Genomic DNA, 25,422 nt, shown 5'->3' on the forward strand with positions numbered 1-25,422 from the left:
TCCCCTTGCCCCTCGCTCCCCCGCTCCTCCGCACCCCGCCTCAGCACCCCCTTCCGCGTCGTCACAGCGATCCGGTGTCCCCGGTACGTCAGTGAACCCTCCCCGCTGAGCGGGCCCGGCGGGGAGTAGTTCGTCGCTGCCCCGGACGGCCGCGTGGACGTCGTGGGCGGCGAGGGCCACGAAGAGGACCCGGGCGCGGACGAAGGCGGTGTCGGGCAGCTCCGGTGCCGAAGGGCTGAGGCCCTGACGCCGGACTCGCGGCCCGCCTTCACGCACGCCATGGCCACGAGCACGGAGAGGAACGGGGCCAGCGGGCCCAGCTGGTCCAGGGCGTTCACCGGCCGGTCTGCAGTCGTCCCGCGCGCCTGCGCCGCGCGTCCCGTACCGCCACCGCCGTACCGCTCAGGCCGGCCACCAGGACCAGGACGCCCACGACGACGTAGGTGGCCATGCGGCTGTCGCGTTGCTCCGCCGTCTCGCCGAAGTGCAGAGGCGTGACGTCGGGGGCCTCGGCCCTCGACACGCCGCCCTCGGGGTGCGGGGACTGGACGGGGTGCTCCGGGTCCACGTCCGTGAGCGCCTTCACCGGGTCCACCACGCCCCAGCCGACCAGCCTGTCGTGGCCGGGGATCGAGCGTTCCGCGGTCTGTTCGATCTGCGCGACGACCTCCTGGGCCGTCCAGTTGGGGTACTTGGCCTTCAACAGGGCCGCGACTCCCGCCACATAGGGGGCGGAGAAGCTCGTGCCGTTGTCCGAGCAGTGGCCACCGCCGGGAACCGTGGAGATCATGTCGACCCCGGGAGCGGCGACTCCCACGAAATCCCCGGACTGCGAGAAGGGCGCGCGTTCGTTGTTGCGGTCGGAGGCCGCCACCGCCAGGACGCCCGGGTACGACGCCGGGTACGTGACCTTGACGTTGCCGCCGAGGCCGTCGTTGCCGGCCGAGGCCACCACGACGACCTTCTGGGCGAGGGCGGAGTCGATGGCGTCCTTCAGCTTGGAGTCCCGCGGATCGAGCGCGTTGGCGGTGTCCTGGGAGATGTTGATGACGTCCGCGCCGGCGTGGACCGCGTCGAGAACGGCCTGGGCCAGGGTGTCCGCGGTGCCGTCGCCCTCGGCGTCGTTCTGCTTGATCGGGATGATGGTCGCGTCCGGGGCCAGGCCGACGAAGCCCGTGCCCTTCATCGGGCGGGCCGCGATGATGCCGGCCACGCGCGTGCCGTGGCCGACCGTGTCCGTGGTGCCGGAGCTGTTGCCGCGGTCGATCTTCTCGCCCCTGGAGTTCTTCGCGGGCAGCAGGTTCTTGCCGCCGGCCGCGTCCACGGCCTTGGTGAGCTGCGGGTTCTTGACGTCGACCCCGGTGTCGATCACTGCCACCCGGACGCCCTTGCCGGTCGACAGCGCCCACAGCTCGTCCAGGTTGACGCGTTGCAGCGCCCATGGCCGGCCCGCGTACGGCTTCGACGGGAACGTGCACTGGCCGTCGTCCGCGCGGGCCGGGGTCGCGGGCAGGACGATCACGGTGGCCGTGGCGGTGAGGGCCAGCGCGGCGGCCAGGGTCGTCGCTCTCGCAACGGTGCCCGAGGCCCCGGGCCTCCTTGCCTTCAGCATGATTGCGTTCTCCTCCGCCCGGCCGTCAGGAACCCTGCGGCTGACGCGCCGCCGCCTCCGACAGACGGGGGCCCGTCGGCAGGAACGTCGACCACTCCATGGGGACGGGGGTCGGATTCACGTTCTCGTATCCGAGGTGGGTCTGTGCGATCTTCGCTTCCTGCAGCTCCTCCTTGCGCTTCTTGGCGTCGGTGCCGATGCCTTCGCTGTCGCTGTCGCTGTCGCTGTTGGACTGCAGGGCGTAGCGCAGGCCGGTGTCGGTGACCAGGAAGACGCCGCCGACCGAGGTCTCCGTGCCCTGGAACTGGCGGTAGAGCTGACCGGAACCGGGGGTGACGTATCCGCTGGAGGAGCCGGTGGGCAGCTGGGCGGGGAAGGCCTCGCCCACCCAGGTCGACAGGGTGGTCCGGCCCTGGGCGCCGACCGAACGCAGCACGTTGCACACGGTGTTGCGGCCGCTGGTGGCGCCGGAGCCGTCGTTCACCGTCCTGGGCCGGTACGCCGGCCAGTTCCGGCCGCCCTGGAACGTGGTGCTGTCGGCGACCGCGCCGGGGCTGACCTGCTGCGCCTCGCCGGACTGGCCGACGTTCACGAGTTGTCCGCTGTTGAGGAGGAGCGTCGCGGTGAACTCGGAGACGCGGGCGACCTTGCCCTGGAGCACGACGTAGTACCGCAGCGTGTGGCCGTCGTAGGCCTTGATGACCTCGCCGACCTTGTCGTACTGAGCGGGCAGGCCGGCGCCGGCCTTCGTGCCGGGCGTGCCCGGGACGCGGGGGATGAAGACGGCGTCGCCCTTGTGGAGGGTGGCGAGCCAGTCCTGCGAGATGCGCTGCGGGGCGCGGCCCTGGGTGTCGAGGGCCTTGAGCAGTTCCTTGTCGTCCGGGTTCTTGACCGGGTACGCCGTGCCGTGCGCGTCGACGACGTACTGGGTCTTGCCGTCCGGGGCGACGACGTACATCAGGTCGCCGCCGGTGAGCCGGTTCGGGCCCTCCGTCTTGGGCCATTCCTTCTTGGCGAGGACGAAGGCCGCCTTCTGGATGGCGCGGCCGCCGGGGCCGGGACGCTCGCAGACGGCCCAGCGCTTGGCGGCCGATGCCTCGCCCGGGGAGGGCAGGCGGTCGGGGGCGTAGGGGATGCCGATGGTGACGCCGTGCGGGGGCCTGCCGCTGTCCAGCACCTTCTCGTCGACCGTGATGACGCTGTCGTTCTCGGGGCTCAACAGCAGCTTGGCGGAGGCCATGTTGAGGACCGGGTGCAACTGCACCTGCTTGCCCGTCCGCAGCACGACGTACCGCGTGGTCGACTCGCTGGCGACGATGACGTGCTTCTCCGGGTCGTCCCAGCCCTTGGGCGCCGTCGGCCTGAACATCCCGACCGCGCCGAACACCGCGAGGATCACGACGCCGACGACGAGGCCGGGCACCAGCGCGCCCAGCGGCTTGGGGGCGCCCTCCTCCGAGCCGGAGGGCGAGGGCTGGAGGAATGCTGCGAGCGTGCGGCGCTTCGCGAAGGTGTAGGCGTTGAGTTCGTCCCGCCGTGATGCCATCTGTGTCCGCTCTCTCCCCGTTGCGGAGCCGTGGGGGACCTGTGAAGATCCGTCCCCCGCCCTCGGTTGCCTCTGGTGACTCGACTGTCAGACCCGCCCCCTACTATGCCTGTCGCGTGGACGTGCGTGTGGCACGGGTAGGGTGCTCACGGCTTGAAGGGACCGGAGCTCAAAGGGTTTCCGGGTGAGTTCGGGGGTTTTGGAGTGATGGCTTCCGCAACGCGGACCCGGTCGCGATCGCAACCGGGATCACGACCACGTCGTGCGCGCCGGTCGAGTTCCCACGGCCCTTCTTCCGCTCAGCCCACCGCCCAGCCGTCCGCCACGCCCCACCAGGGCACTTTCACCCCGCATCCGGAGTCCCGTTCGGGCCGCGGAGGTTCGTTCGCGCTGCAGCGGCTGGTGCTGCTGGAGATCGCTCCCGCACTCGTGCTGTGCGGGTGGCTCGTGGGCACGATCGCGCTGATCGCGTCCGTCCCGGTCGCCGCGCTGCTCGTGGTCCTCGCGGTCGTACGGCGCCGGGGGCGCTCCCTGCCGGAGTGGCTCAGCACCCTGCTGGCGCTGCGGGCCCGCAACCGCCGGGCGGCGGGCGCGGTGGTCCCGCCGGGGACCGACGCCGGACTCACCCCGGCCGTGGAGTGCGACCCGACGCTGCGCACCTACAGCTGCAACCGCGGCGACGACCGCGACCAGCGGCCCATCGGCATGATCGGTGACGGCGGGTTCCTGACCACGGTACTGCAGGTCGAGTCGGACGCCGACGTGCTGCGCGCCGAGCGCGGCCGCAGACCGCTGCCCGTGCGGCTGGTGCGGGACGCCCTCGAAGTCGACGGGATACGGCTGGAGTCGGCGCAGATCGTCGTGCACACCCAGCCGGCGCCCGCGCTGCACCTGCCCCAGCAGTCGGTCGTGGTCAGCAACTACGCGCCGTTGCAGGCCCAGACCGGTTCCCCGGCGGTGCGCATCACCTGGATCGCGCTGAAGCTGGATCCCGAGCTGTGCCCGGAGGCGGTGGCCGCGCGCGGCGGCGGGCTGACGGGCGCGCAGAAGGCCCTGACCCGCGCGGCCGAGCACCTGTCGAGCCGGCTGACCGGCGCCGGGTTCCGGGCGAGTGTGCTCACCGAGGAGGAGCTGACGGCCGCCATCGCGACCTCTGCGTGCGCCAACCCCATGGTGACGGCGCAGGCCGGGCGGGGCGAGGCGCCGCAGCGCCGTACGGAGGAGTCCAGCCGCAGCTGGCGCTGCGACAACCGCCGGCACACGACCTACTGGGTGCGCCGCTGGCCCCAGCTGGGCGGATCCGGCGGCTCGCTGGCCCAGTTGGTCGCGCAGCTGACGGAGGTGCCCGCGCTGGCGACGACGTTCAGCCTGACGCTGGCCAAGGGCGCGCAGCAGGACGTGGTCATCACCGGCCACGTGCGCATCACCGGCCGCAGCAACCAGGAACTGACCGATGCGCGACGCGAGTTGGAACAGGCGGCGCGGCGGGCGCGGACCGGACTCGCTCGCCTGGACCGGGAGCAACTGCCCGGCGTTCTGGCCACCCTGCCGCTCGGAGGTGCCCGCTGATGGCCCTGTCGACCTCGCACGCACCGTCGCGCCCGGCCTCGCCGGCGGCGGGTCTCGGCGAACGGCTGCGCACCGGCTTCGGTCTGCTCGGCCCCCGCCACCCACGGCACACCCTGCCCGTGGAGCAGGCCGACACGCTGTCGCTGCCCATCGGCGACGACGGCGTCGTCGTCGGTGTCAACGCCGAGGGCCGGCCCGCCGTGCTCGGCGTCAACCGTCCGACGCCGTACGACATCGTGCTCATCGGCGGCCTGTGGACCGCGCAGGTCATGGCGCTGCGGGCAGCGGCGACGGGCGCGCGCGTGGCCGTGGAGACGGGACGCGCGCAGGCCTGGATGCCGATGGTGCACGCCATGGGCGGCGGGCAGAACGGCCTGGCGGTGTACGACGTCGGCCGCGTACCTCCGCAGGGCGCCTCGGCCGGTACGCCCGTGCTGGTGGTCCGGGACTGCGGCATGCGCCCGCCGCGCGGACGCGTGGTGTCGGCTCCCTGGCAGTCCGTGCTGACCCTGCTGCCGTATCTGAGCCCGGTCGCGCCGCGGTTGATGCGCCAGGCGCGGCTGGTGGGCGTGCAGCGGGTGTCGCCGGACGAGGCGGCGGAGATCGGGCGGGTGCTGGGGCTGCCCCGTACGGAGGTGGAGACGCTGCCCACGCTTCCGGACGGTGTGACGCTGTGGTGCACGGAGCGGGATCGGCAGTACGTGGTGACGCAGGCGACCGATCCCGAGACCGGTCTGCTGGGCGTGGCACGCCGCATGGACTGAGGGGCGTCCGGCGCGGCTGGCCCCAACTTGCCCGTTTTCAAGGAAGTTGGGGAATTGGTTCGGGAATTCACCCGTTATCGTGCCCGGCTGGGGCGTTGCCGCGTCACGTTTTGGTGTACGTCCGTACGCGCTGCGGCCGTAACGGCCCCGATGTGACGCGTCGGACGGGCAGGAAGCGGCGGCCGGGCCTGCCAGCGCCGTCGCATTGGTGATTAGGCTGGGACCGGGCAGTCGCGAGTTCCCACGAGCGGGTGGTGCGCTCTGCGACCAAGGGGTCCGGTGACCCGAGGGGGAAGCCCGGCGGATCGTACGACAGGACGGTCGCCCCCAGCACGGCATGAGGGTGTACGACCACACCAGGAGGAACTGTGAACAGCGATCGGGACGGGATCCGCGGGGGCTGGGACACACCCGACGACGACCAGACCGACGCGGAGTCCGCCATCGAGATGACGGGCGAGTTCACCATCGACTACGCGCCGCCCGCCTGGTACACGCAGAACGCACAGGGTTCGTCCGGCGCGCCGTCGTCGGCCCCGGTGCCGCCGCCCCCGCCGCCGAACAGCGCCCCCTACACGCCGCCGGCCCCGGTGCAGGACGCCCCGTACGGCCCGCCCCAGGGCACCCCGCCCCAGGGCACTCCGTACGCACCGCCGCCCCCGCCGCCCCCGCCGGCCCAGGGCGCGCCCCACGCCGCTCCGGTGCCGCCCGTCGGAAACCCCGTGCCGATGCCCCAGTTGCCGCAGGGATTCGAGCCGCAGCAGCCGCATGCCGTCCAGCCGGGGCAGCCGCAGCCGCCCCAGCAGGCACAGCCGGAGGCCCCGGCGCAGGCCGTCGAGCCGGAGACGAGCAACGGGGACCTGGAGAGCGGGGCCACCATGCGGTTCTCCGCCGTGGCCCTGAAGCGCGAGATGGCCGAGATCGCCGAGCGTGCGGCGGCGGCCGCGACGCAGATCGGTTCCGGCGACGAGGGCCCCGTGGAGAGCACGGCCACGGGCTCCGCCGGGGCCGAGGGCGACGTGGCCGAGGGCATGGCCGAGAGCGGCGAGGAGCAGCCGGGCGAGGAGTCCGGGGGTTCCGCGAAGGCCTCCGCCGGTTCCCCGGCCGACACCGACGAGGACGAGGGTCTCGGCGACGGCGAGAACGAGGGCGACAACGAGAACCAGGCCCCGCCCGAGGACACGGCCGAGGGAGACGCCGGTACGGACGCCGAGGACACGGCCGGTGCTCGGGAGGAGTCCGCGGACAACGCCGAGTCCGGGACCGCACCGTCCGCCCACACGACGTCCGAGAGCGGCGCGACCGACGACACCGGCTCGGGCACCGCCCGGTCCGACTCCTCCTCGCCCACGGACGCGGGCCCGCAGGACGCCGCGGCACCCGAGGCCGCTGCCACCACCGGCGCCACCCCGCAGCCGGGTACGCCGGAGACCGGCGCCCGGCCGGACCCCACCCCGCAGGCGGGCATATCGGCCGCCCCCGCCCAGGCCGGCCAGGACGGCGGGCCAGGCTGGACGCCTCCGCCCGCGCCGCAGAACGGGGTGCCCCCGCTGCCGCCGTCCTATCAGCCCGCGGCGCCCGCCCCGGCGGCCCAGTGGCCCGCACAGCAGCAGCCCGGCCCGATGCCCATGCCCGGTCAGCCGCAGCCGACGGCCGCTCAGGGGCCCGGCGCTGTGCCCGGCCAGCAGCCACCGTTCCAGCCGCAGGCCCCCCAGTCGCCCGCGGCATGGAACCAGCCGCAGCAGAACCAGCCCGGTGCGCCCGCCGCACCCCAGCCCGGACAGCCGAACACGGCGGGGCAGCCGACGGCCGGCCCGGGGCCGCAGCCGGCCCCGGCGGGCCCCGGCACGGCAGGCGGCTACGGCTTCCCGCAGCCCCCCGCTTCCCGGCCGAACCCCAACGGCCCCCATCCGGCGGCCGGTTACGGCTTCCCGCAGCCCGGCACCCCCGACGCACAGCAACAGCCCGGCGGTTACGGCTTCCCCCAGTCGCCCGCCCCGCAGCCGCAACCCCAACCGCAACAGGGCGGTTACGGCTTCCCGCAGCCCGGCACCCCCGACGCACAGCAACAGCCCGGCGGTTACGGCTTCCCGCAGCCGCCGCAGGGTCCCGGCGGCGCACCGGCTGCCGAGGGACAGCAGGCGCCGCAGGCGCCCCACGCCCCGCACGCGCCCGTGGATCCGCGGTCCGGTGCCGCCTGGCCGCAGCCCGTCCGGCACGACCAGCGGCAGCCCACCAACCCCGGTGCCGCGCCGCTCGGTTACACGGCCGCCGTGGAGCTGTCCTCGGACCGGCTGCTCAACAACAAACGGCAGAAGGCGAAGAGCGGCCGACCCGCGGCGGCGGGCGGCCGGTTCAAGCTCGGCGGCAAGAAGGAGGAGGCCGAGCGGCAGCGCAAGCTGGAGCTGATCCGCACGCCGGTGCTGTCCTGCTACCGGATCGCGGTCATCAGCCTCAAGGGCGGCGTCGGCAAGACGACCACCACCACAGCGCTGGGCTCCACCCTCGCCACCGAGCGGCAGGACAAGATCCTCGCCATCGACGCGAACCCGGACGCCGGCACGCTCGGCCGACGGGTGCGCCGGGAGACCGGGGCGACCATCCGTGACCTCGTCCAGGCGATCCCGTACCTGAACTCGTACATGGACATCCGGCGGTTCACCTCGCAGGCACCCTCCGGTCTGGAGATCATCGCCAACGACGTGGACCCGGCCGTCTCGACCGCGTTCAACGACGAGGACTACCGGCGCGCGATCGACGTGCTCGGCCGGCAGTACCCGATCATCCTGACCGACTCTGGCACGGGTCTGCTGTACAGCGCCATGCGCGGGGTGCTCGACCTCGCCGACCAGCTGATCATCATCTCCACGCCGTCCGTGGACGGCGCGAGCAGCGCCAGTACGACACTGGACTGGCTGGGCGCGCACGGGTACGCCGACCTGGTCTCCCGCTCGATCACCGTGATCTCCGGGGTCCGGGAGACCGGAAAGATGATCAAGGTCGAGGACATCGTGGCGCACTTCGAGACGCGCACCCGCGCGGTCGTCGTGGTGCCCTTCGACGAGCATCTGGCCGCCGGCGCCGAGGTCGACCTCGACATGATGCGGCCGAAGACCCGCGAGGCCTACTTCAACCTGGCGGCGCTGGTCGCCGAGGACGTCACCCGCCATCAGCAGGCGCACGGCCTGTGGACCAGCGACGGCAACCCGCCGCCGGTGGCCGCGCCGCCGATGCCGGGCCAGCCCACGCCGGCCCAGCCCTATCCGCAGGCTCCGGGGCAGCCGTACCCGCCACAGCAGCACGGGCAGCAGCCGTACCCGCCGCAACAGGGACAGCCGTACCCGCAGGCCGCTCCGGGACAGCAGCCGTACCCGCCACAGCCGGGGCAGCCGCCCCAGCCGGGGGCCTACGGCTACCCGCAGGCACAGCAGGCTCCACAGCCCCCGCCGGGTCCGCCCCAGCAGTAGGGCGGCACGGCAAAGGGCGGCCGGTGCTCAGCGCACCGGCCGCCCTCACGTGTCAGAGGTCCGCAGGAGTCGGGGAACCGGCGGAAGCTACCCCTCCGCCGCCACGATCTCCCGGCACCGCTTCACATCGGCGGCCATCTGCTCCAGCAGGGCCTCCAGCGTGTCGAACTTCGCCTGGCCGCGCACGTAGGCGAGGAAGTCGACGGCGACGTGCAGTCCGTACAGGTCGAGGCCGACGCGGTCGATGGCGTACGCCTCCACCGTGCGCTCGGTGCCGTCGAACTGCGGATTCGTGCCGACGGAGATCGCGGCGGGCATGGCCTCGCCCTCGACGTGCAGATAACCGGCGTACACACCGTCGGCGGGGATCGCGGTGTGCGGAAGCGTCTCGACGTTGGCCGTCGGGAAGCCCAGTTCGCGGCCGCGCTGGGCGCCGCGGACGACCACGCCCTCCACCCGGTGCGGACGGCCCAGGATCTCGCGGGCGCCCTCGACGTCACCCACGGCGACCAGACGCCGGGTCAGAGTCGAGGAGAACGGCCGGCCGCCGCCCGCCGCGCCGGTGACGTACAGGTCGACGACCTCGACCTCGAAGTCGTACACCTTGCCCTGCTCGGCGAGGAAGTCGACGTTGCCGGCGGCCTTGTGGCCGAAGCGGAAGTTCGGGCCCTCCACGACCGCCTTCGCGTGCAGCTTGTCCACCAGGACCTTGACCACGAAATCGGCGGGCGAGAGCCTCGAGAACTCGGTGGTGAAGGGCAGGATGAGGACCGCGTCCACGCCCAGGTCCGCCATCAGCTCGGCGCGACGGTGGTGCGGGGCGAGCAGCGGCGGGTGGCTGCCGGGACGGACGACCTCGCTGGGGTGCGGGTCGAAGGTGACCACGACGGCGGGGACGCCCAGCTCGCGGGCGCGGTCGACGGCGTGCTTGATGATCAGCTGGTGGCCGCGGTGGACGCCGTCGTAGGAACCGATGGTGACGACGCTGCGCCCCCAGTCCTGGGGGATGTCCTCCAAGCCACGCCAGCGCTGCACTGTGACCGCTCCTCGAACCCGTGTCCAAATGACGCCTAAGACTTGCGCAGGTCTAAGGGTGCCATGCCGGATGCTCGGGGCCCGCATCGGTATCCGGGCTGTGACCGGGCGCACGTCCGCGGCGACTCCCTGTCGCCGGTCACGCCGGTCACGCCGGTACGCGGACGCCGGCGAGGTTCGCGAGCATGCGGCGGGTGCTGGGGCCGACCACCGCGGCCCAGTCGTCCGGGGCGGCGGCCAGCCAGCCGGTCATCCGGGCGGCGAAGCCGGGCACGTGCCGGCCCAGGTCGACCAGGCCGCGGTCGAAGCGGGCGGCGCCCTCGGGAGTGCGGACGAGGAGCAGACCGGTGCGGCGCAGGAGCCCGCGGACGTCCTCGTCCTCGCGGTCGTCGCCGTGCTGGGCCGCGGCGTGCAGGACGGCGTCCAACACGGACGGATCCTGTTCCCGGGCGAGCAGCGGCTCCAGCAGTTGGCGGCGCAGCGGACGGCAGGCGGGGGTGCCGACGGCGGCGAGGACGCCGGCGAGGGCCGCGCGGAGGTCTTCGGGAGCGCCGTCGAGCAGGCCGGTGACCAGCGGCAGCAGGACAGACCGGGCGGTGGGGCCCTCGGCGAGGCGGCGGTCGACGTGGGCGGCGATGTGCCCGGCGGCCGCGGGACGCAGCCGTGCCGCCTCCTGGAGCAGGGGCGCGACGCGGCGGGCGAGCCCCGGGGTGGTGACGTCGATGAGGGTGGGCAGCGCCTGGTCGGGGTGTGCCGTCGCCGGGTGTGCCTGCGCCGCGTCCGGGCCGCACAACCGGGCGCGGAAGGCCTCCAGGACCGGTTCGGGATGGGTGGTCAGGGCGGGAGCCAGGGCGCTGGGGGGGAGGTGCGGATCGCCGTCGACGAAGTGCCGCAGGGCCGCGGCGAGGTGCCGGTCACGGCTGTCCGGGTCGTGGACCAGCAGGGCGAGGGCGCCACCGTGCAGGGCGCGGTCGGCGGGGCGGGCGAGCAGGGTCAGGGCGGCGTTGCGCAGCAGTCGGCGGTCGGCCTCCGAGCGCACGCGCGGGGCCGCGCGCAGCCCGTGGGTCACGGCCGCGAGACGGCGGGCGGGGCGCTCGTCGTGCGCCCAGCGGTCGACGGCCCGGCACACGGCCGACGGCTCGTCCTCGGCGAGGGTGGCGAGCAGTTCGTCGGCACGCCGGTGCGCGCCGGCGGCCAGGACGTCGGTGAGGCCGTCCAGCGCGCCGCGCCGGTGGGTGTGCAGCAGGGCCTGGGCGGCGGTCGCGACGGTGGCGTGCGGGGTCGCGGGCAGCGGCCGTTCGTCGTCGAACCAGCGGATCAGTCCCGGCTGTACGACGGCGGGGGCGGCGGCGAGCAGCCGGGCGACGGCGTCGAGGTAGCGCTCGCCGGGCTCCGAAGGCGCCCGGTCGGCCGGCACCAGCCTGCGCAGCAGGTCGAGCCGCTCGGTGTCGGTGACGGGCACCTCGGTCCAGAAACCGGGACCGAACTCGGCCGGCACCGGCCGCCGGGTGCGGCGCCAGGTGACGATCCGGTCCGCGAGCCGCCGCAGCACCTCGGTGTACGGCGTGGCGTCCGGGACCTGGAGCAGGGTGCGGGCGAGCAGCCGGGCGGCCCACCAGGAGCCGGGGTCGCGGTCCAGGGCGTCCGTCAGGTCGCGCAGGCGTGCGGCGAGCCGGCGGTGTCCCTGCTGCCGGGCGAGGAGCAGCAGGGCCTGTACGACGGGGCCGGCGCGGTGGTGCGGTACGGACACCGGGTGCGGGCCGCGGGCGCGATGGACCAGGGCGTGCAGGGCATCGTCGAGGTCGAGGTGCATGCCCTGGATCCAGTCGGCCAGTTCCTCGTGCGCGAAGCGGTAACCCCGGCCGGCCGGGACGAGGAGGCCTTCGGCGAGGACGGCGGACGCCCAGCCGATGCCGCCGCCGAGCCGTGCCGGGGCGGCACCCCAGGGGAACACGGCCTCGAACGACGCCCGGTCCAGTTCGCCCTGCCCCGGCCCGAGGCTCCGCCTGGCGGCCTCGTGCACCTGCCCGGCGACCCGGGCGGCCAGCCGGCGTACGGCCGTCCCGCGCAGCCCGCTCCCGGCGGCGAGCCGGACCGCGATCCGCAGGCACATCAGGTCCAGGTGAGCGGCGAACACGTCGTGCCGGTCGAGGGGCGCGGGGCTGCCCTGGAGGTCCGGGGCGGCTGCCCGTACCTCGCAGAGCAGCCGGAGGGCGAGCGGGTGCCGGGCGTCACGGTCGGTGAGGAGGCCGGCGGGCAGCCCGTAGCGGGCGCGGGCCGACCGGGCCTCGTCCTCCGTCAGGCCGGAAAGGCGCAGGCAGGGCGGCGGGGCGGAGGGGGATGCCGTGTCCGTGGTCTCGGTTCTGCCGGACGCGGTGGCCGCGGCGGCGAGGGGGGCCGGCGCGGCGAAGGACCCGGTGCTCTCGGCGGTGGCAGCCGCTGCGGGAGCCGTCGGCGTGTGCAGCAGGTCGGCCGGGAACTCCGCTCCCGCGCGCTCCCAGTACTCCTGTCCGCAGGCGACCACCAGACGTGCGCCGGTCCGGCGCAGCCAGTCGGCCGTGCCCCGGGTCCAGTCGGGGAGGCGGTGGGCGAGCGCGGGAGGCATCTCCTCGGGGCCGTCCAGGACGAGCAGGAGCGGGCGTCCGGCGCGGTCGGCGAGTCGGGCCAGGTCCTCAGGGGTGGGGTCGCCGAGGGACTCGGGGTGGAGGCGGCGGGTCGCGGCGACGATCCGGGCCGACCGTGCCAGGGCGCGGCGGGCCGCGGCGGCCACGGAGGCGTCGGTGTCCTCCAGGTCGGCGCCGCGCAGCCACAGGGTCGGCGCGGGCCGCTCGTCGCGGGCCCGGCGGGCGGCGAGAGCCGCGAGTGCCGTCGTACGACCGCTGCCCGGAGCGCCGACGAGCCCGAGCACGGCCCGGTCGCCGTCCGTGAAGGCAGCCAACTCCCCCGCGACAGTCGGGCGTTCGACCGGTTCCACGGGGCCGGCGAGGGTGCGCTGCGGGCCGTCCCGGCAGACCGAAGTCCCGGTGAGCTGCAGGATGCCGGCCAGGTTGAGGTCGGCGCCATAGGCGGGCACGGTGGCCGCGTTCCGGGCGAGCAGCTCGGCGAGGGCGCCGGCGGTGGGCCGCAGCGGTGCCGCGAAGCCCGTGTCGCGCTGCGCGGAGTGCAGGGCGGTGCCGAGGACGCCGAGGACCGCGCCGGTCCGCGCGTCCAGCACCGGTCCCCCGGCCGCCCCGCCGCCGAGCCGGAGCGCGTCCCGGCCGGCCGTGCCGATGGCCAGCTCCAGCGCGTCCGGAAGGAGGTGGAAGCGGTCGGTGGCGGTGTACGTCACCTCGGTCGTGGCCAGCACCCGGGCCTCCCGCCAGCAGCCCGCGGGGAGCTGTACATAGGTTCCGGCGTCGACCCGTTCCCGTACGGTCAGCGGCAGCGGGTCGAGGCCCAGGCCCTCGGTGCGGACCAGGGCCAGGCCGAGGGCGGGAAGCGGGGTCACGGCATCGGCGGCCACCACACAGGTGCGGTCGCCGCCCGCCGCCTGCAGTACGAGCCGGGGCAGGCCGTCGACGGTCTCGTGGCTGGTGAGGAGGGTGCCCTGGTGATCGGCGAGAAAGCCGACGCCTCGAGGGCGGCCGGCGAGGTCGCGGATCTGGACGAGGGGCGGGTGCGGGTGGTCGGGGGTGGAGACGGACGGGTCCGCGGGGCCGAGGGGACCTGGAGTGGGGAGGGCGGGCGTTCCGGCGCGGTCGAGGGCGCCCGGCAGGCAGGGACCCGTGCCGGGGAGACCTTCGGCGCCGGTGCCGCCGGCCGCGTCCGTGGTGTGCTCGAAGCATGCGGCGCCCGTGGTGTAGCCGACGGCACCCGGGCCCGGGATGCCCGCGCCGTCGTGGCCGGCGGTGCCCCTGTCGGCCGTACGGTCGCGACGGGGGTGTCGCAGGCCGCCCGCCGCCTCCCGCGTGCCGTCCGCCGCCGGGCGGCGAGCGTCTCCGGTGCGCGGACCTCGTCCCGCCATGGCCGTACCTCCCCGCCCTTGCCCGTGTGGCCTCTTCCGACGACGGTAGGGCGCACGATGATCGACGGGACAGATCGCGTGGCGAACGCGCCCCCCTCCGCTCCCCGGTTCACTCCGAGCGCCTGCCCGGACGGGTGAATAGGCGGAAGCCGTTGGATAACCCTAGGGGTGGGGGAATCGAGGGGGGACCGCGGAGCGGCGGCAGGGGCACACCCCGTGGCCGGCCGCCGCTCCACGGGCAGCTCGTCCTGCCGGGAGCCTCAGCCGAAGACGGCCACGCTCCTGGCCTTGCCCCTGTCCTGCTCGACGAGCGCGAGGAAGCGGCCCTCGGGGTCGAAGACGGCGACGGGACCGGTGCCCGCGTACTCGTCGGGCATCTCCAGCCGGACGCCGTTCACCAGCAGCCGGGCCCGCCGGGCGTCCACCTGCCAGCGCGGGAACGCGGCCGCGGCGGCGTCCGCGATCGGCATCACGGTCAGCTCCTGCTGGAGCTGGTCCAGCGTCTTCGCCGCGTCGATCCTGTACGGCCCGACGCGCGTTCGGCGCAGCGCGGTGAGATGGCCGCCGACGCCGAGGCCGGCACCCAGGTCACGGGCGAGGGCGCGGATGTAGGTGCCGGAGGAGCAGACGACGGAGACGACCAGGTCGAGCACAGGGGTGCCGTCGTCGGCGACGGCGTCACGGACGTCGTACACCGCGAAGGAGGAGACGGTCACCGGCCGGGCCGGGATGTCGAACTCCTCGCCCTCGCGGGCCCGCTTGTACGACCGCACGCCGTCGATCTTGATGGCGCTGACCTTGGACGGCACCTGCATGATGTCGCCCGTCAGCTTGGCGATCCCGGCGTCGATGGCGTCCCGGGTCACCTTGGAGGCGTCGGTGGACGAGGTGATCTCGCCCTCGGCGTCGTCGGTGACCGTGTTCTGGCCCAGGCGGATGGTGCCCAGGTACTCCTTCTCGGTGAGGGCGAGGTGCCCGAGGAGCTTGGTGGCGCGCTCGACGCCGAGGACCAGGACGCCGGTCGCCATCGGGTCGAGCGTGCCGGCGTGGCCGACGCGGCGGGTCTTCGCGATCCCGCGCATCTTGGCGACCACGTCGTGCGAAGTGAAGCCCGACGGTTTGTCCACGATGACGAGGCCGTCGGGCGTGGTGTGCTTCTGGGTCATTCCGCGGCGTCGCCGTCCGTGTCGGTCTCGTCCTCGGCCGGCTTGCGGTAGGGGTCCGCACCGCCGGCGTACGTGGCGCCGGTGGCCGCCTCGCGGACCTTCGCGTCGGACTGCCGGGCCTTGTCGAGGAGGTCCTCGATGGTCCGGGCGGTGTCCGGCAGGGCGTCCGCGACGAAGGTCAGGGTGGGTGTGAACTTCACCCCGGCGGCGCGGCCGACCTCGGAGCGCAGGATGCCCTTGGCGCTCTCGAGTCCGGCCGCCGCGGCCTTGCGCTCCTCGTCGTCGCCGTAGACCGTGTAGAAGACGGTCGCCTCCCGCAGGTCACCCGTGACCCGGGTGTCCGTGATGGTGACGTGCGAGCCGAGCCGCGGGTCCTTGATCCCGCGCTGCAGCTTCTGGGCCACCACCTCCCGGATGAGGTCCGCCAGCCTTTTCGCCCGCGCGTTGTCGGCCACTGGTCCGTCTCCCGTTCGTTGTTTCTTCTTGCGTTGCTGTGGTCTGTTCGGCGTCGTCGTGTCAGTCGTCTTCGCCGTGGAAGCGCCGTCGTACGGACAGCAGCTCGACCTCGGGGCGGCCGGCGACCAGCCGTTCGCACCGGTCCAGTACGTCGGTGAGGTGCGCCGCGTCACCGGAGACCATGGCGAGGCCGATGATCGCTCGCCGGTGGAGGTCCGTGTGGTCCACCTCTGCCGCGCTCACCGCGTACTTGCGCTGGAGTTCGGCGACGATGGGGCGGACGACGGAGCGCTTCTCCTTCAGCGAGTGGACGTCGCCGAGGAGCAGGTCGAAGGACAGAGTCCCCACGTACATGTGTGTGCCGGGTTAACCCGCCGGTACGGGATCGATGGCCTGCAGCCACGGTACCGCTTCGGCCGGCAGTGACTCGACCGGGTTTTCCGGGCACCGTCGGCTGCGGAACCGCCCCGGCCCGCTCGCCGGCCCGTGTCGCTCGGCCGAGAAGCGGGTGCCTCCTGGCCGACAGTCTCGGCGAACGGGGGTCCGGGGGCGCGCAGCTCCCGGGAACGGCACGCTGGCCGGCGGGACCGAGATCCCGCCGGCCAGCTTTCAGAAGCCGTCGGCCGTTACGCCCGCGGCTTCTCCCGCATCTCGTACGTCGCGATGACGTCGTCGACCTTGATGTCGTTGAAGTTGCCGAGGTTGATACCGCCCTCGTAGCCTTCGCGGATCTCGGTGACGTCGTCCTTGAAGCGACGGAGGCCCTCGATGGTGAGGTTCTCCGCGACCACCTTGCCGTCCCGGATGAGGCGGGCCTTGGTGTTGCGGCGCACCTCGCCGGAGCGGATGAGGACACCGGCGATGTTGCCCAGCTTGGACGACTTGAAGACCTCGCGGATCTCCGCCGTACCGAGCTCGACCTCCTCGAACTCCGGCTTGAGCATGCCCTTGAGGGCCGCCTCGATCTCCTCGATCGCCTGGTAGATGACCGAGTAGTACCGGACGTCCACACCCTCGCGCTCGGCCATCTGCGCCGCGCGGCCGGCCGCGCGGACGTTGAAGCCGATCACGATGGCGTCGGAGCCCATCGCCAGGTCGATGTCGGACTCCGTGACCGCACCGACGCCGCGGTGCAGGACGCGGATGTCGACCTCTTCGCCGACGTCCAGCTGGAGCAGGGAGGACTCAAGAGCCTCGACGGAACCGGAAGCGTCACCCTTGATGATCAGGTTCAGCTGCTGGACCTCGCCGGCCTTGAGCACCTTGTCCAGGTCCTCCAGGGACACGCGGCGCGTGCGCTTGGCGAAGGCCGCGTTGCGCTCACGGGCGGCACGCTTCTCGGCGATCTGACGGGCCGTACGGTCCTCGTCGACCACCAGGAAGTTGTCACCCGCACCCGGGACGTTGGTCAGGCCCAGGACCTGGACCGGCGTCGACGGGCCGGCCTCGGCGACGTTGTTGCCGTTGTCGTCGAGCATGGCGCGCACGCGACCGTAGGCGTCGCCCACGACCATCGTGTCGCCGACCCGCAGCGTGCCTCGCTGGACGAGGACCGTGGCCACGGCACCGCGGCCGCGGTCGAGGCGGGACTCGATCGAGATGCCCTGCGCGTCCTGGTTCGGGTTGGCCCGCAGGTCGAGCGAGGCGTCGGCCGTGAGGATCACGGCCTCCAGCAGCGAGTCGATGTGCAGACCCTGCTTGGCGGAGATGTCGACGAACATGGTGTCGCCGCCGTACTCCTCGGCCACCAGGCCGTACTCGGTCAGCTGACCGCGCACCTTGGTCGGGTCGGCACCCTCCACGTCGATCTTGTTGACCGCGACAACGATCGGCACGTCGGCCGCCTTGGCGTGGTTGAGCGCCTCGACCGTCTGCGGCATGACGCCGTCGTTGGCCGCGACGACCAGGATCGCGATGTCGGTCGACTTCGCACCACGGGCACGCATGGCGGTGAACGCCTCGTGACCCGGGGTGTCGATGAAGGTGATCTTGCGCTCTTCGTCGTTGACCTCGGTCGCGACCTGGTAGGCACCGATGTGCTGGGTGATGCCACCGGCCTCGCCCGCGATGACGTTCGTCTTGCGGATCGCGTCGAGCAGTCGGGTCTTGCCGTGGTCGACGTGACCCATGACGGTCACCACCGGCGGACGGACGACCAGGTCCTCCTCGGAGCCCTCGTCCTCGCCGAACTCGATGTCGAAGGACTCGAGCAGCTCGCGGTCCTCCTCCTCCGGGCTGACGATCTGAACCGCGTAGTTCATCTCGTCGGCGAGGAGCTGCAGCGTCTCGTCGGAGACGGACTGCGTCGCGGTGACCATCTCGCCGAGGTTCATCATGACCGCGACGAGGGACGCCGGGTTGGCGTTGATCTTCTCCGCGAAGTCGGTGAGCGACGCGCCGCGGGAGAGACGGATGGTCTCGCCGTTGCCGCGCGGCAGCATCACGCCGCCGACGCTCGGGGCCTGCATGGCCTCGTACTCCTGGCGACGCTGCCGCTTCGACTTGCGGCCACGACGCGCGGGACCGCCGGGACGGCCGAAGGCGCCCTGCGTGCCACCGCGGCCACCCGGGCCACCGGGACGGCCACCGAAGCCGGGACGGCCACCGCCGCCACCGCCGGGACCACCCGGACGGCCGGCGAAACCGCCACCGCCGCCACCGCCACCGGGACGACCGGCGAAGCCGCCGCCGCCACCGCCGCCGGGACGACCGGCGAAGCCGCCACCCGGACGACCGCCGCCGCCACCGGGACGGGCGCCGGCACCGGGACCGCGGCCGCCGGGGCCACCGCCGCCGGGACGCGGGCCGGCAGCGGGACGCTGCGGCATCATGCCGGGGTTCGGACGCGGACCGGCCGGACCGGGACGCGGACCGCCCTGCGGCCGGGGCATGCCGGCCGGAGAGGGACGGGGACCACCGGGAGCCTGCGGACGCGGACCGCCGCCCTGGGCGCCGGGCGCCTGCGGACGGGGAGCGCCGCCGGGACCGGGACGCGGACCGCCCTGCGGGCGCGGGGCCTGCGGGCGGGCCATGCCGGTGGAGCCACCGGAGGTGAAGGGGTTGTTACCCGGACGCGGACCGGCCGGACGGGCACCCGGACGCGCGGCCTGGCCACCGGAACGCGGGCCGCCCTGGCCCGGACGGGCCTGACCCTGGCCGGGAGCACCCGGACGGGCGCCACCGGGCTTCGGTGCGCCGGGACGGGCGCCGGTGCGCGGACCCTGCGCGGCCGGGGCCTGCGGGGTCTGGGCGGGCGGAGCCGTGAACTCCGGGGCGGCCGGAGCCGGACGCGGCGCGGGCTTGGGACCCGGCACCGGGCGCGGGCCCGGGGCCGGCGCGGGCGCCGAGGGAGCCGACGGGGCCGCGGGCTGCTGGGCGGCGGGCGCCGTCGGAGGCTTGGGAGCCGCCGGCCTCGGGGCCGGGGCAGCCGGACGAGCCGCCTGCGCCGGGGAGGGCGCGGCGGGCCTGGGGGCAGCCTTGCGCGGGGCGGGCTTCGCGGCGGACCTGCCGTTGCCACCGCCCTGGAAGGCGTCGGTCAGCTTGCGTACTACGGGCGCTTCGATGGTCGAAGACGCCGAACGGACGAATTCACCGAGTTCCTGGAGCTTGGCCATGACGACCTTGCTCTCGACACCGAACTCCTTGGCGAGTTCGTAGACCCGGACCTTAGCCACTTCGCTCCTTTGAGGTCCGGGTTGAAGCCGGACCGTCGCTAGTTCATGGGCGTACTCATCGCGTACTCATCGAGTGCTCATCGCAATCTCGACCTGCTTTCGACTCGCGAGGTACCAGGCCGCACGGGGTTCCGTACGGCACGTCTTACGGTGTTGCCTGCTCGGCAACTGTTGTCTGCTCGACGTATTGGCGCAACGCCTTTGTGTCGAGCGGCCCCGGGGCGCGCAGTGCCCGCGGGAACGCCCGGCGGCGTACCGCCTGGTCGAGACAGACCAGGGCGGGGTGTACGTACGCACCCCGGCCGGGCAGCGTACCGCGAGGATCAGGGGCGCATGCGTCCTCGATCCTCACGATCCGCAAGAGATCGTTCTTGGCCGCCCGCTCCCGGCACCCCACACAGGTGCGCTCAGGGCGTACTCGGGCGTGCGTCCGGCCAGACACGGTTAAGTCTACCTCCCCGTTCCGGCCTCACCCCTTCGGGGCAAAGATCGAACGGTTGTTGTCGTAAATCCAGCGGCCTGCGGCTCGGATCTATTCCCCAAGCCGCGCGGTCAGCGGGCGTCACTCGGTCACTCGGCGGCCGTCGGCTCGGTGTCGGGCCGGATGTCGATGCGCCAGCCCGTGAGCCGGGCGGCGAGGCGGGCGTTCTGCCCTTCCTTGCCGATCGCCAGGGAGAGCTGGTAGTCCGGCACGGTCACCCGGGCGGAGCGGGCGGCCATGTCGACGACCTCGACCTTGCTCACCCGAGCGGGTGACAGGGCGTTCGCCACCATCTCGGCCGGGTCGTCCGACCAGTCGACGATGTCGATCTTCTCGCCGTTCAGTTCGCCCATCACATTGCGCACCCGGCCGCCCATCGGGCCGATGCAGGCGCCCTTGGCGTTCAGGCCCGAGCGGGTGGACCGTACGGCGATCTTGGTGCGGTGACCGGCCTCACGGGCGATCGCGGCGATCTCCACCGAGCCGTCGGCGATCTCCGGCACCTCCAGGGCGAAGAGCTTCTTCACCAGGTTCGGGTGTGTGCGGGAGAGGGTCACGGAGGGACCCCGGACGCCCTTGGCCACCCGGACGACGTACGAGCGCAGGCGCATGCCGTGCGGGTAGGTCTCGCCCGGCACCTGCTCCTGCACCGGCAGGATGGCCTCGAGCTTGCCGATGTCGACCAGGACGTTCTTCGGGTCGCGGCCCTGCTGGACCACGCCGGTGACGATGTCGCCCTCGCGGCCGGCGTACTCGCCGAGCGTGGCGTCGTCCTCGGCGTCGCGCAGCCGCTGCAGGATCACCTGCTTGGCGGTGGTGGCGGCGATCCGCCCGAAGCCCGACGGGGTGTCGTCGAACTCGCGCGGCTCCTGCCCCTCCTCCAGGTCCTCGGGGTCCTCCTTCGCCCACACGGTCACATGCCCGGTCTCCCGGTTGAGCTCCACGCGCGCGTGCCGGCGGCTTCCCTCGGTGCGGTGGTAGGCGATGAGGAGGGCCGACTCGATCGCCTCGACCAGCAGGTCGAAGGAGATCTCCTTCTCCCGAACCAAGCCCCGCAGGGCGCTCATGTCGATGTCCACGGCTACGCCTCCTCCTCTTCCTTCATGTCCTTCTCGGTGTCCTTGCGGTTGAACTCGACCTGCACGCGCGCCTTGGCGATCTCCGGGATGCCGAGTCTGCGGGTGGTGGGCCTGCGGCCCTTCACCCCGGGGACCTCGACGTCCAGACCGTCCTCGTCGACCTTCAGGATCCTGGCGACGAGCTCGCCGCCCTCGGTCAGCTCGAACTTCACGAGCCGGTCGGTGGCGCGCACGAAGTGCCGGTGCTCGGTGAGGAGGCGCTCCGCGCCGGGGGTTCCGACCTCCAGGTCGTACGCCGCGTCACCCATCGCGTTGGTCTCGTCGAGCTTCGCCGAGAGCGCACGGCTCACATCGGCGATGGCGTCCAGATCGGCTCCGGTGTCGGAGTCGACGACCACACGCAGCACCCGCTTGCGTCCGACGGAGTCGACGGCGATCTCTTCGAGATCCAGTCCCTGGGACGTGACGAGCGGTTCCAGCAGCTCTCGCAGCCTCTCGCTCTGGGTGGTGCTCATCCGGGTGACTCCTCGGCCGCGTGTGCTGTTGTGGGATGGGTCGCGTGTCTGGTCAAAGCGTATCCGGTCGCGGGGAGTGTCGCCGTCCACCTGTGGACAACCGGGACGATCACTGTGGAAAAGCACATCTGCAGGGACGATTCGCCTGCCCGTGCGGGACCACCGGTGCCGGTGACTGGTGTGGGACGGGCGCGCGGGTACCGTGATCACGGACGTGCCGACCACCCGTGCGGCCTTCACCCATGTTTTCCCCTCCGTACGAGCCCCCGAGGACGCCTGCAGTGCCGTACCCCCCGCCGCCGCGCATCCCCTCGGGGCCGCGCAGAAGATCCCTGCTCGCCTCGGCCGCCGGCGCGGCCCTGCTGACGGGCTGCACGGCCGATCCGGGCTCCGGCGGCGGCACCTCCTCCGCGGCGGAGCGGGCACGCGCGCGTGCGGCAGGGGACAGCCAGGCCCTGCTCGCCCGGTACGACGCCGTCCTGGCCGCGCACCCGGCGCTCGCCCAGCGACTGGGCCCGCTGCGGGCCCAGGTCGCGGCCCACGTCCGGGCGTTGCGGTCCGGTACGGCACCCACGCCGGCGAGCTCCTCGCCCTCCCCGTCCGCCGCGCCGCCCGTTCCGGTCACCGAGAAGGACGCGCTCGCCGGCCTGGCCGCCGCCGAACGCACCCTCGCCGACCGGCGCGCCCGGGCCCTGCTGGACGTGCCGGGCGAGTTGGCGCGGCTGCTGGCGTCGGTGGCGGCGGCCGGGGCCACGCACGCGTACCTGCTGACGGAGGGGGCGAAGTGAGCGACGGGGCGAAGCGGGCCGAGCTGACGGCACTGCAGGCGGCGCTGGCCGCGGAGCACGCCGCGGTGTACGGCTACGGCGTCGTCGGCGGCCGGATCGGCGCGGCGCGCCGGAGCGAGGCGCGGGCGGCCTATGCCGCGCACCGGGCCCGCCGGGACGCGCTGACCCGCGAGATCCGGGACCTGGGCGGGGAGCCGGTCGCCGCGAACGCCGCGTACGCGCTGCCGTTCCCGGTGCCGGACGCGCCCGCCGCCGTACGGCTCGCCGCCCGGCTGGAGGAGCGGGTGGCCGACGTCTACGCGGACCTGGTGCGGGCGGCCACGGGCACCCGGCGCGCCGCGGCCGCCGCGGCGCTGCGCGAGGCCGCGGTGCGCGCGGTGCGCTGGAGCGGGGAGAGCGTAGCCTTCCCTGGGCTCGCCGAACGCGCCGGCGAGGGGACGGACGCGGCCGGGGCCACGCCGTCGGCCTCCACCTCGGCCTCGTGACCCGGTGACCCGCCAGGTGTGCCCGTACGACAGGACCCGGACCGGAAGGGAACGACTCGCGCATGGCTTTCGAACCGCCGCCGCGCCTGGTACGGGCGCTCGGTGAGACGGCACCGGCCGGGGACGACTGGCTCGCCCGGCTGCCCGCGATCGCCGAACAGGCCGTGACCGCACGCGAGTTGACCGTGGAGAGGGTCCAGGTGCCGGGCGGCCGCAGCAGTCTGGTGGTCCTGGTACGGCGCCCGGACGGCACCCCGGCCGTGCTGAAGCTGGCCCCGCCCCGGGCCCGCCCGGAGAGCGAGCGTACGGCCCTCGCGCACTGGGGCGGCCTGGGCGCCGTACAGCTGCTGGAGGACGGCGCGGAGGAGGGGGTGCTGCTGCTGGAGCGGCTGCACCCGGATGTTTCGGTGCGGTCGCTGCCGGAGGCGAAGGCGCTGCTGGAGGCCGCGGGCACGCTGCGGCGGCTGTGGGTCCAGCCGCCCGCAGGTGAGGCCTTCGAGACGGTCGCCGAGCGCACGGGACGGCAGGCGACGGCGATGCGGGCGGGTGCCGAGGCCGAACCCGAGGTGGCGCCGCTGGTCGACGCGGCGCTCGCGGTCCGCGACGAGTTGGTCGCCGCGCCGCCCGAGCACCAGTTGCTGCACGGAACGTTCCGGCAGAGCAAGGTGCTCGCCGGTGAGCGGATGCCGTGGCTCGCGGTGGGACCGGACCCGGTGCTCGGCGAGTGCGCGTTCGACCTCGCGCGCCTGGTGCGCGACCGCGTGGAGGACCTGATCGCCTCTCCCTCCGGTCCGGCCACGACCCGCCGCCGGATCAAACGCCTCGCCGAGTCGCTGGAGGTCGACCAGGACCGCCTGCGCGGCTGGACCCTGTTCCGGGCGGTGGAGTCCGGCGTCCGTGCGCTGCGGGTGGGGCGGCCCAAGGACGGGGAGTTGCTGCTGGAGTTCGCCGGCTGGCTGTGAGCGGCGGCCAGCAGCCCTGTGACCACGCGAGAGGCCCCTGAGACCGCCGCCGGTCTCAGGGGCCTTCTGTGCGCGGCTGTCCTTGTCAGGCCGTCAGGCGGGCGATCGCGTCCTCGACGGTCAGCTCCTCGCGTTCGCCGGTCCTTCGGTCCTTCAGTTCCAGGACGCCCTCGCCGGAGCGACGCCCGGCGACCAGGATCTGCGGGACGCCGATCAGCTCGGCGTCGGTGAACTTCACGCCCGGGGAGACGCCGGCCCGGTCGTCCACCAGGACGCGGGCGCCGGCGGCGGCCAGCTGCTCCGCGACGTCGAGGGCCAGCTCGGTCTGCAGGGCCTTGCCGGCGGCGACCACGTGCACGTCGGCCGGGGCGACCTCCTTGGGCCACACCAGGCCGTGCTCGTCGGCGCTCTGCTCGGCGATCGCCGCGACCGCGCGGGAGACTCCGATGCCGTAGGAGCCCATGGTGACCCGGACCGGCTTGCCGTTCTGGCCGAGGACGTCGAGCTTGAGGGCGTCGGTGTACTTGCGGCCGAGCTGGAAGATGTGGCCGATCTCGATGGCGCGGTCCAGCTTGAGGCCGGTGCCGCACTTCGGGCACGGGTCGCCCTCCTGCACGACCACGACGTCGACGTACTCGTCGACCTCGAAGTCACGCCCGGCGACGACGTTCCTGGCGTGCGTGTGCTCCTTGTTGGCGCCGGTGATCCAGGAGGTGCCGGGGGCCACGCGCGGGTCGGCGATGTACTTCACCTTCTCGCCCAGGCCCTGCGGGCCGACGTAGCCGCGCACCAGGTCGGGGCGGCCGGCGAAGTCCGGCTCGGTGACCATCTCGACGACGGCCGGCGCGAAGTGCGCCTCGACCTTGCCCAGGTCCACCTCGCGGTCACCGGGGACACCGACGGCGACGATCTCGCCGTCCACCTTCACGAGCAGGTTCTTCAGGGTGGCGGAGGCGGGGACGCCGAGGGAGGCGGCCAGAGTCTCGATGGTCGGGGTGTCGGGAGTCGGGATCTCCTCCAGCGCCGGGACGGCCGAGCCGTCCACCGGCTTCAGCGGATGGCTGATCGCCTCCGTGTTGGCGGCGAAGTCGCAGTTCGGGCAGTCCGCGAAGGTGTCCTCGCCGGCCTCGGCGGGAGCCAGGAACTCCTCGGACTTCGAGCCGCCCATGGCGCCGGCGGTGGCCGCGCAGATGCGGTAGTCCAGGCCGAGGCGCTCGAAGATCCGCTGGTAGGCCTCGCGGTGCAGGGCGTAGGAGGTCGCCAGGCCCTCGTCCTCCAGGTCGAAGGAGTACGAGTCCTTCATCAGGAACTCACGGCCGCGCAGGATGCCGGCGCGCGGGCGGGCCTCGTCCCGGAACTTGGTCTGGATCTGGTAGAGGATCACCGGCAGGTCCTTGTAGGACGTGCACTGGTCCTTGACCAGGAGGGTGAAGATCTCCTCGTGGGTGGGGCCGAGAAGGTAGTCGCCTCCCCTGCGGTCCTTGAGCCGGAAGAGTTCCTGGCCGTACTCGTCCCAGCGGCCGGTCGCCTCGTACGGCTCACGCGGCAGCAGGGCGGGGAGGGAGACCTCCTGGGCGCCGATGGCGTCCATCTCCTCGCGGACGATCCGCTCCACGTTGGAGAGGACCTTCATGCCGAGGGGCAGCCAGCTCCAGATGCCGGCGGCCGTGCGGCGGACGTAGCCGGCGCGGACGAGGAGCTTGTGGCTGAGGACCTCGGCGTCCGCCGGGTCGTCGCGCAAGGTCTTCGCCATCAACTGGGACATGCGCTGGACCGATGCGTTCGCCATGGTTCTCGTACTCCTGCCGGGAAAACAGTGA

At 73.6% G+C, this 25,422-nt stretch carries 18 protein-coding genes; 6 read left to right on the forward strand and 12 right to left on the reverse strand.

Annotation, left to right across the window (positions count from 1 at the left end; all coding sequences use genetic code 11):
- Nucleotides 1–334: 334 nt before the first annotated feature.
- A complete protein-coding gene (mycP, locus tag AC5WRT_RS04675; RefSeq protein ID WP_496096322.1) occupies nt 335–1,612 on the reverse strand; it encodes a type VII secretion-associated serine protease mycosin in 1,278 nt (425 codons plus the stop codon).
- Between the two features lie 25 nt (nt 1,613–1,637).
- On the reverse strand, nt 1,638–3,158 hold the full coding sequence (gene eccB / locus AC5WRT_RS04680; RefSeq protein WP_496099951.1) for a type VII secretion protein EccB: 1,521 nt from the start codon (nt 3,156–3,158) through the stop codon (nt 1,638–1,640).
- Nucleotides 3,159–3,365: 207 nt separating this feature from the next.
- On the opposite strand from eccB, the gene eccE reads away from it, so the two are divergent.
- The 3 genes from eccE to AC5WRT_RS04695 all read left to right on the forward strand — a co-directional run bounded on the left by eccE (nt 3,366) and on the right by AC5WRT_RS04695 (nt 8,958).
- Entirely contained in the window at nt 3,366–4,727 is a 1,362-nt protein-coding gene (gene eccE, locus AC5WRT_RS04685) for a type VII secretion protein EccE (protein ID WP_496099952.1), read from the forward strand.
- On the forward strand, nt 4,727–5,491 hold the full coding sequence (locus tag AC5WRT_RS04690; protein WP_496096319.1) for a hypothetical protein: 765 nt from the start codon (nt 4,727–4,729) through the stop codon (nt 5,489–5,491). Before eccE ends, AC5WRT_RS04690 begins: the two co-directional genes overlap by 1 nt.
- A gap of 368 nt (nt 5,492–5,859) precedes the next feature.
- Nucleotides 5,860–8,958 carry an SCO5717 family growth-regulating ATPase gene (locus AC5WRT_RS04695; protein WP_496096318.1) on the forward strand — a complete coding sequence of 1,033 codons (3,099 nt, stop codon included), beginning with the start codon at nt 5,860–5,862 and terminating at the stop codon, nt 8,956–8,958.
- A gap of 87 nt (nt 8,959–9,045) precedes the next feature.
- Here AC5WRT_RS04695 and AC5WRT_RS04700 read toward each other — a convergent pair whose 3' ends face one another.
- From AC5WRT_RS04700 to rimP, 9 genes are all read right to left on the reverse strand, one after another.
- Nucleotides 9,046–9,993: a bifunctional riboflavin kinase/FAD synthetase gene (locus tag AC5WRT_RS04700; RefSeq protein ID WP_496096317.1), complete on the reverse strand. Its 948-nt coding sequence runs from the start codon at nt 9,991–9,993 to the stop codon at nt 9,046–9,048.
- Between the two features lie 148 nt (nt 9,994–10,141).
- Nucleotides 10,142–13,996: a trypsin-like peptidase domain-containing protein gene (locus AC5WRT_RS04705; RefSeq protein WP_496099953.1), complete on the reverse strand. Its 3,855-nt coding sequence runs from the start codon at nt 13,994–13,996 to the stop codon at nt 10,142–10,144.
- 260 nt (nt 13,997–14,256) lie between these two features.
- The gene (truB, locus tag AC5WRT_RS04710) at nt 14,257–15,162 is read right to left on the reverse strand and encodes a tRNA pseudouridine(55) synthase TruB (protein WP_496099954.1); all 906 of its coding nucleotides are present in this window, start codon (nt 15,160–15,162) and stop codon (nt 14,257–14,259) included.
- Nucleotides 15,159–15,617: a 30S ribosome-binding factor RbfA gene (rbfA, locus tag AC5WRT_RS04715; protein ID WP_496096314.1), complete on the reverse strand. Its 459-nt coding sequence runs from the start codon at nt 15,615–15,617 to the stop codon at nt 15,159–15,161. Before rbfA ends, truB begins: the two co-directional genes overlap by 4 nt.
- Before the next feature lie 61 nt (nt 15,618–15,678).
- The gene (locus AC5WRT_RS04720) at nt 15,679–15,972 is read right to left on the reverse strand and encodes a DUF503 domain-containing protein (RefSeq protein WP_496096313.1); all 294 of its coding nucleotides are present in this window, start codon (nt 15,970–15,972) and stop codon (nt 15,679–15,681) included.
- 272 nt (nt 15,973–16,244) lie between these two features.
- Nucleotides 16,245–19,292 (reverse strand): translation initiation factor IF-2, encoded by a 3,048-nt coding sequence (gene infB, locus AC5WRT_RS04725; protein WP_496096312.1) that lies wholly within the window; start codon nt 19,290–19,292, stop codon nt 16,245–16,247.
- Nucleotides 19,293–19,437: 145 nt separating this feature from the next.
- Nucleotides 19,438–19,734, reverse strand: a complete 297-nt coding sequence (locus AC5WRT_RS04730; protein WP_496096311.1) for a YlxR family protein — start codon at nt 19,732–19,734, stop codon at nt 19,438–19,440.
- A 128-nt stretch (nt 19,735–19,862) separates the two neighbouring features.
- Nucleotides 19,863–20,852: a transcription termination factor NusA gene (gene nusA, locus AC5WRT_RS04735; RefSeq protein WP_496096310.1), complete on the reverse strand. Its 990-nt coding sequence runs from the start codon at nt 20,850–20,852 to the stop codon at nt 19,863–19,865.
- A gap of 2 nt (nt 20,853–20,854) precedes the next feature.
- The gene (gene rimP, locus AC5WRT_RS04740; RefSeq protein WP_496096309.1) at nt 20,855–21,367 is read right to left on the reverse strand and encodes a ribosome maturation factor RimP; all 513 of its coding nucleotides are present in this window, start codon (nt 21,365–21,367) and stop codon (nt 20,855–20,857) included.
- A gap of 281 nt (nt 21,368–21,648) precedes the next feature.
- Here rimP and AC5WRT_RS04745 point away from each other — a divergent pair, with 281 nt between their 5' ends.
- The 3 genes from AC5WRT_RS04745 to AC5WRT_RS04755 all read left to right on the forward strand — a co-directional run bounded on the left by AC5WRT_RS04745 (nt 21,649) and on the right by AC5WRT_RS04755 (nt 23,602).
- A complete protein-coding gene (locus AC5WRT_RS04745) occupies nt 21,649–22,155 on the forward strand; it encodes a hypothetical protein (protein WP_496096308.1) in 507 nt (168 codons plus the stop codon).
- Nucleotides 22,152–22,640 carry a DUF4439 domain-containing protein gene (locus tag AC5WRT_RS04750; protein ID WP_496096307.1) on the forward strand — a complete coding sequence of 163 codons (489 nt, stop codon included), beginning with the start codon at nt 22,152–22,154 and terminating at the stop codon, nt 22,638–22,640. Before AC5WRT_RS04745 ends, AC5WRT_RS04750 begins: the two co-directional genes overlap by 4 nt.
- Nucleotides 22,641–22,702: 62 nt before the next feature.
- On the forward strand, nt 22,703–23,602 hold the full coding sequence (locus tag AC5WRT_RS04755; RefSeq protein WP_496096306.1) for an aminoglycoside phosphotransferase family protein: 900 nt from the start codon (nt 22,703–22,705) through the stop codon (nt 23,600–23,602).
- A gap of 85 nt (nt 23,603–23,687) precedes the next feature.
- On the opposite strand, the gene AC5WRT_RS04760 is transcribed toward AC5WRT_RS04755, so the two are convergent.
- Nucleotides 23,688–25,391: a proline--tRNA ligase gene (locus AC5WRT_RS04760; protein ID WP_496096305.1), complete on the reverse strand. Its 1,704-nt coding sequence runs from the start codon at nt 25,389–25,391 to the stop codon at nt 23,688–23,690.
- Between the last annotated feature and the right edge of the window lie 31 nt (nt 25,392–25,422).

This window comes from Streptomyces sp. NTD91 (genome assembly GCF_059510455.1).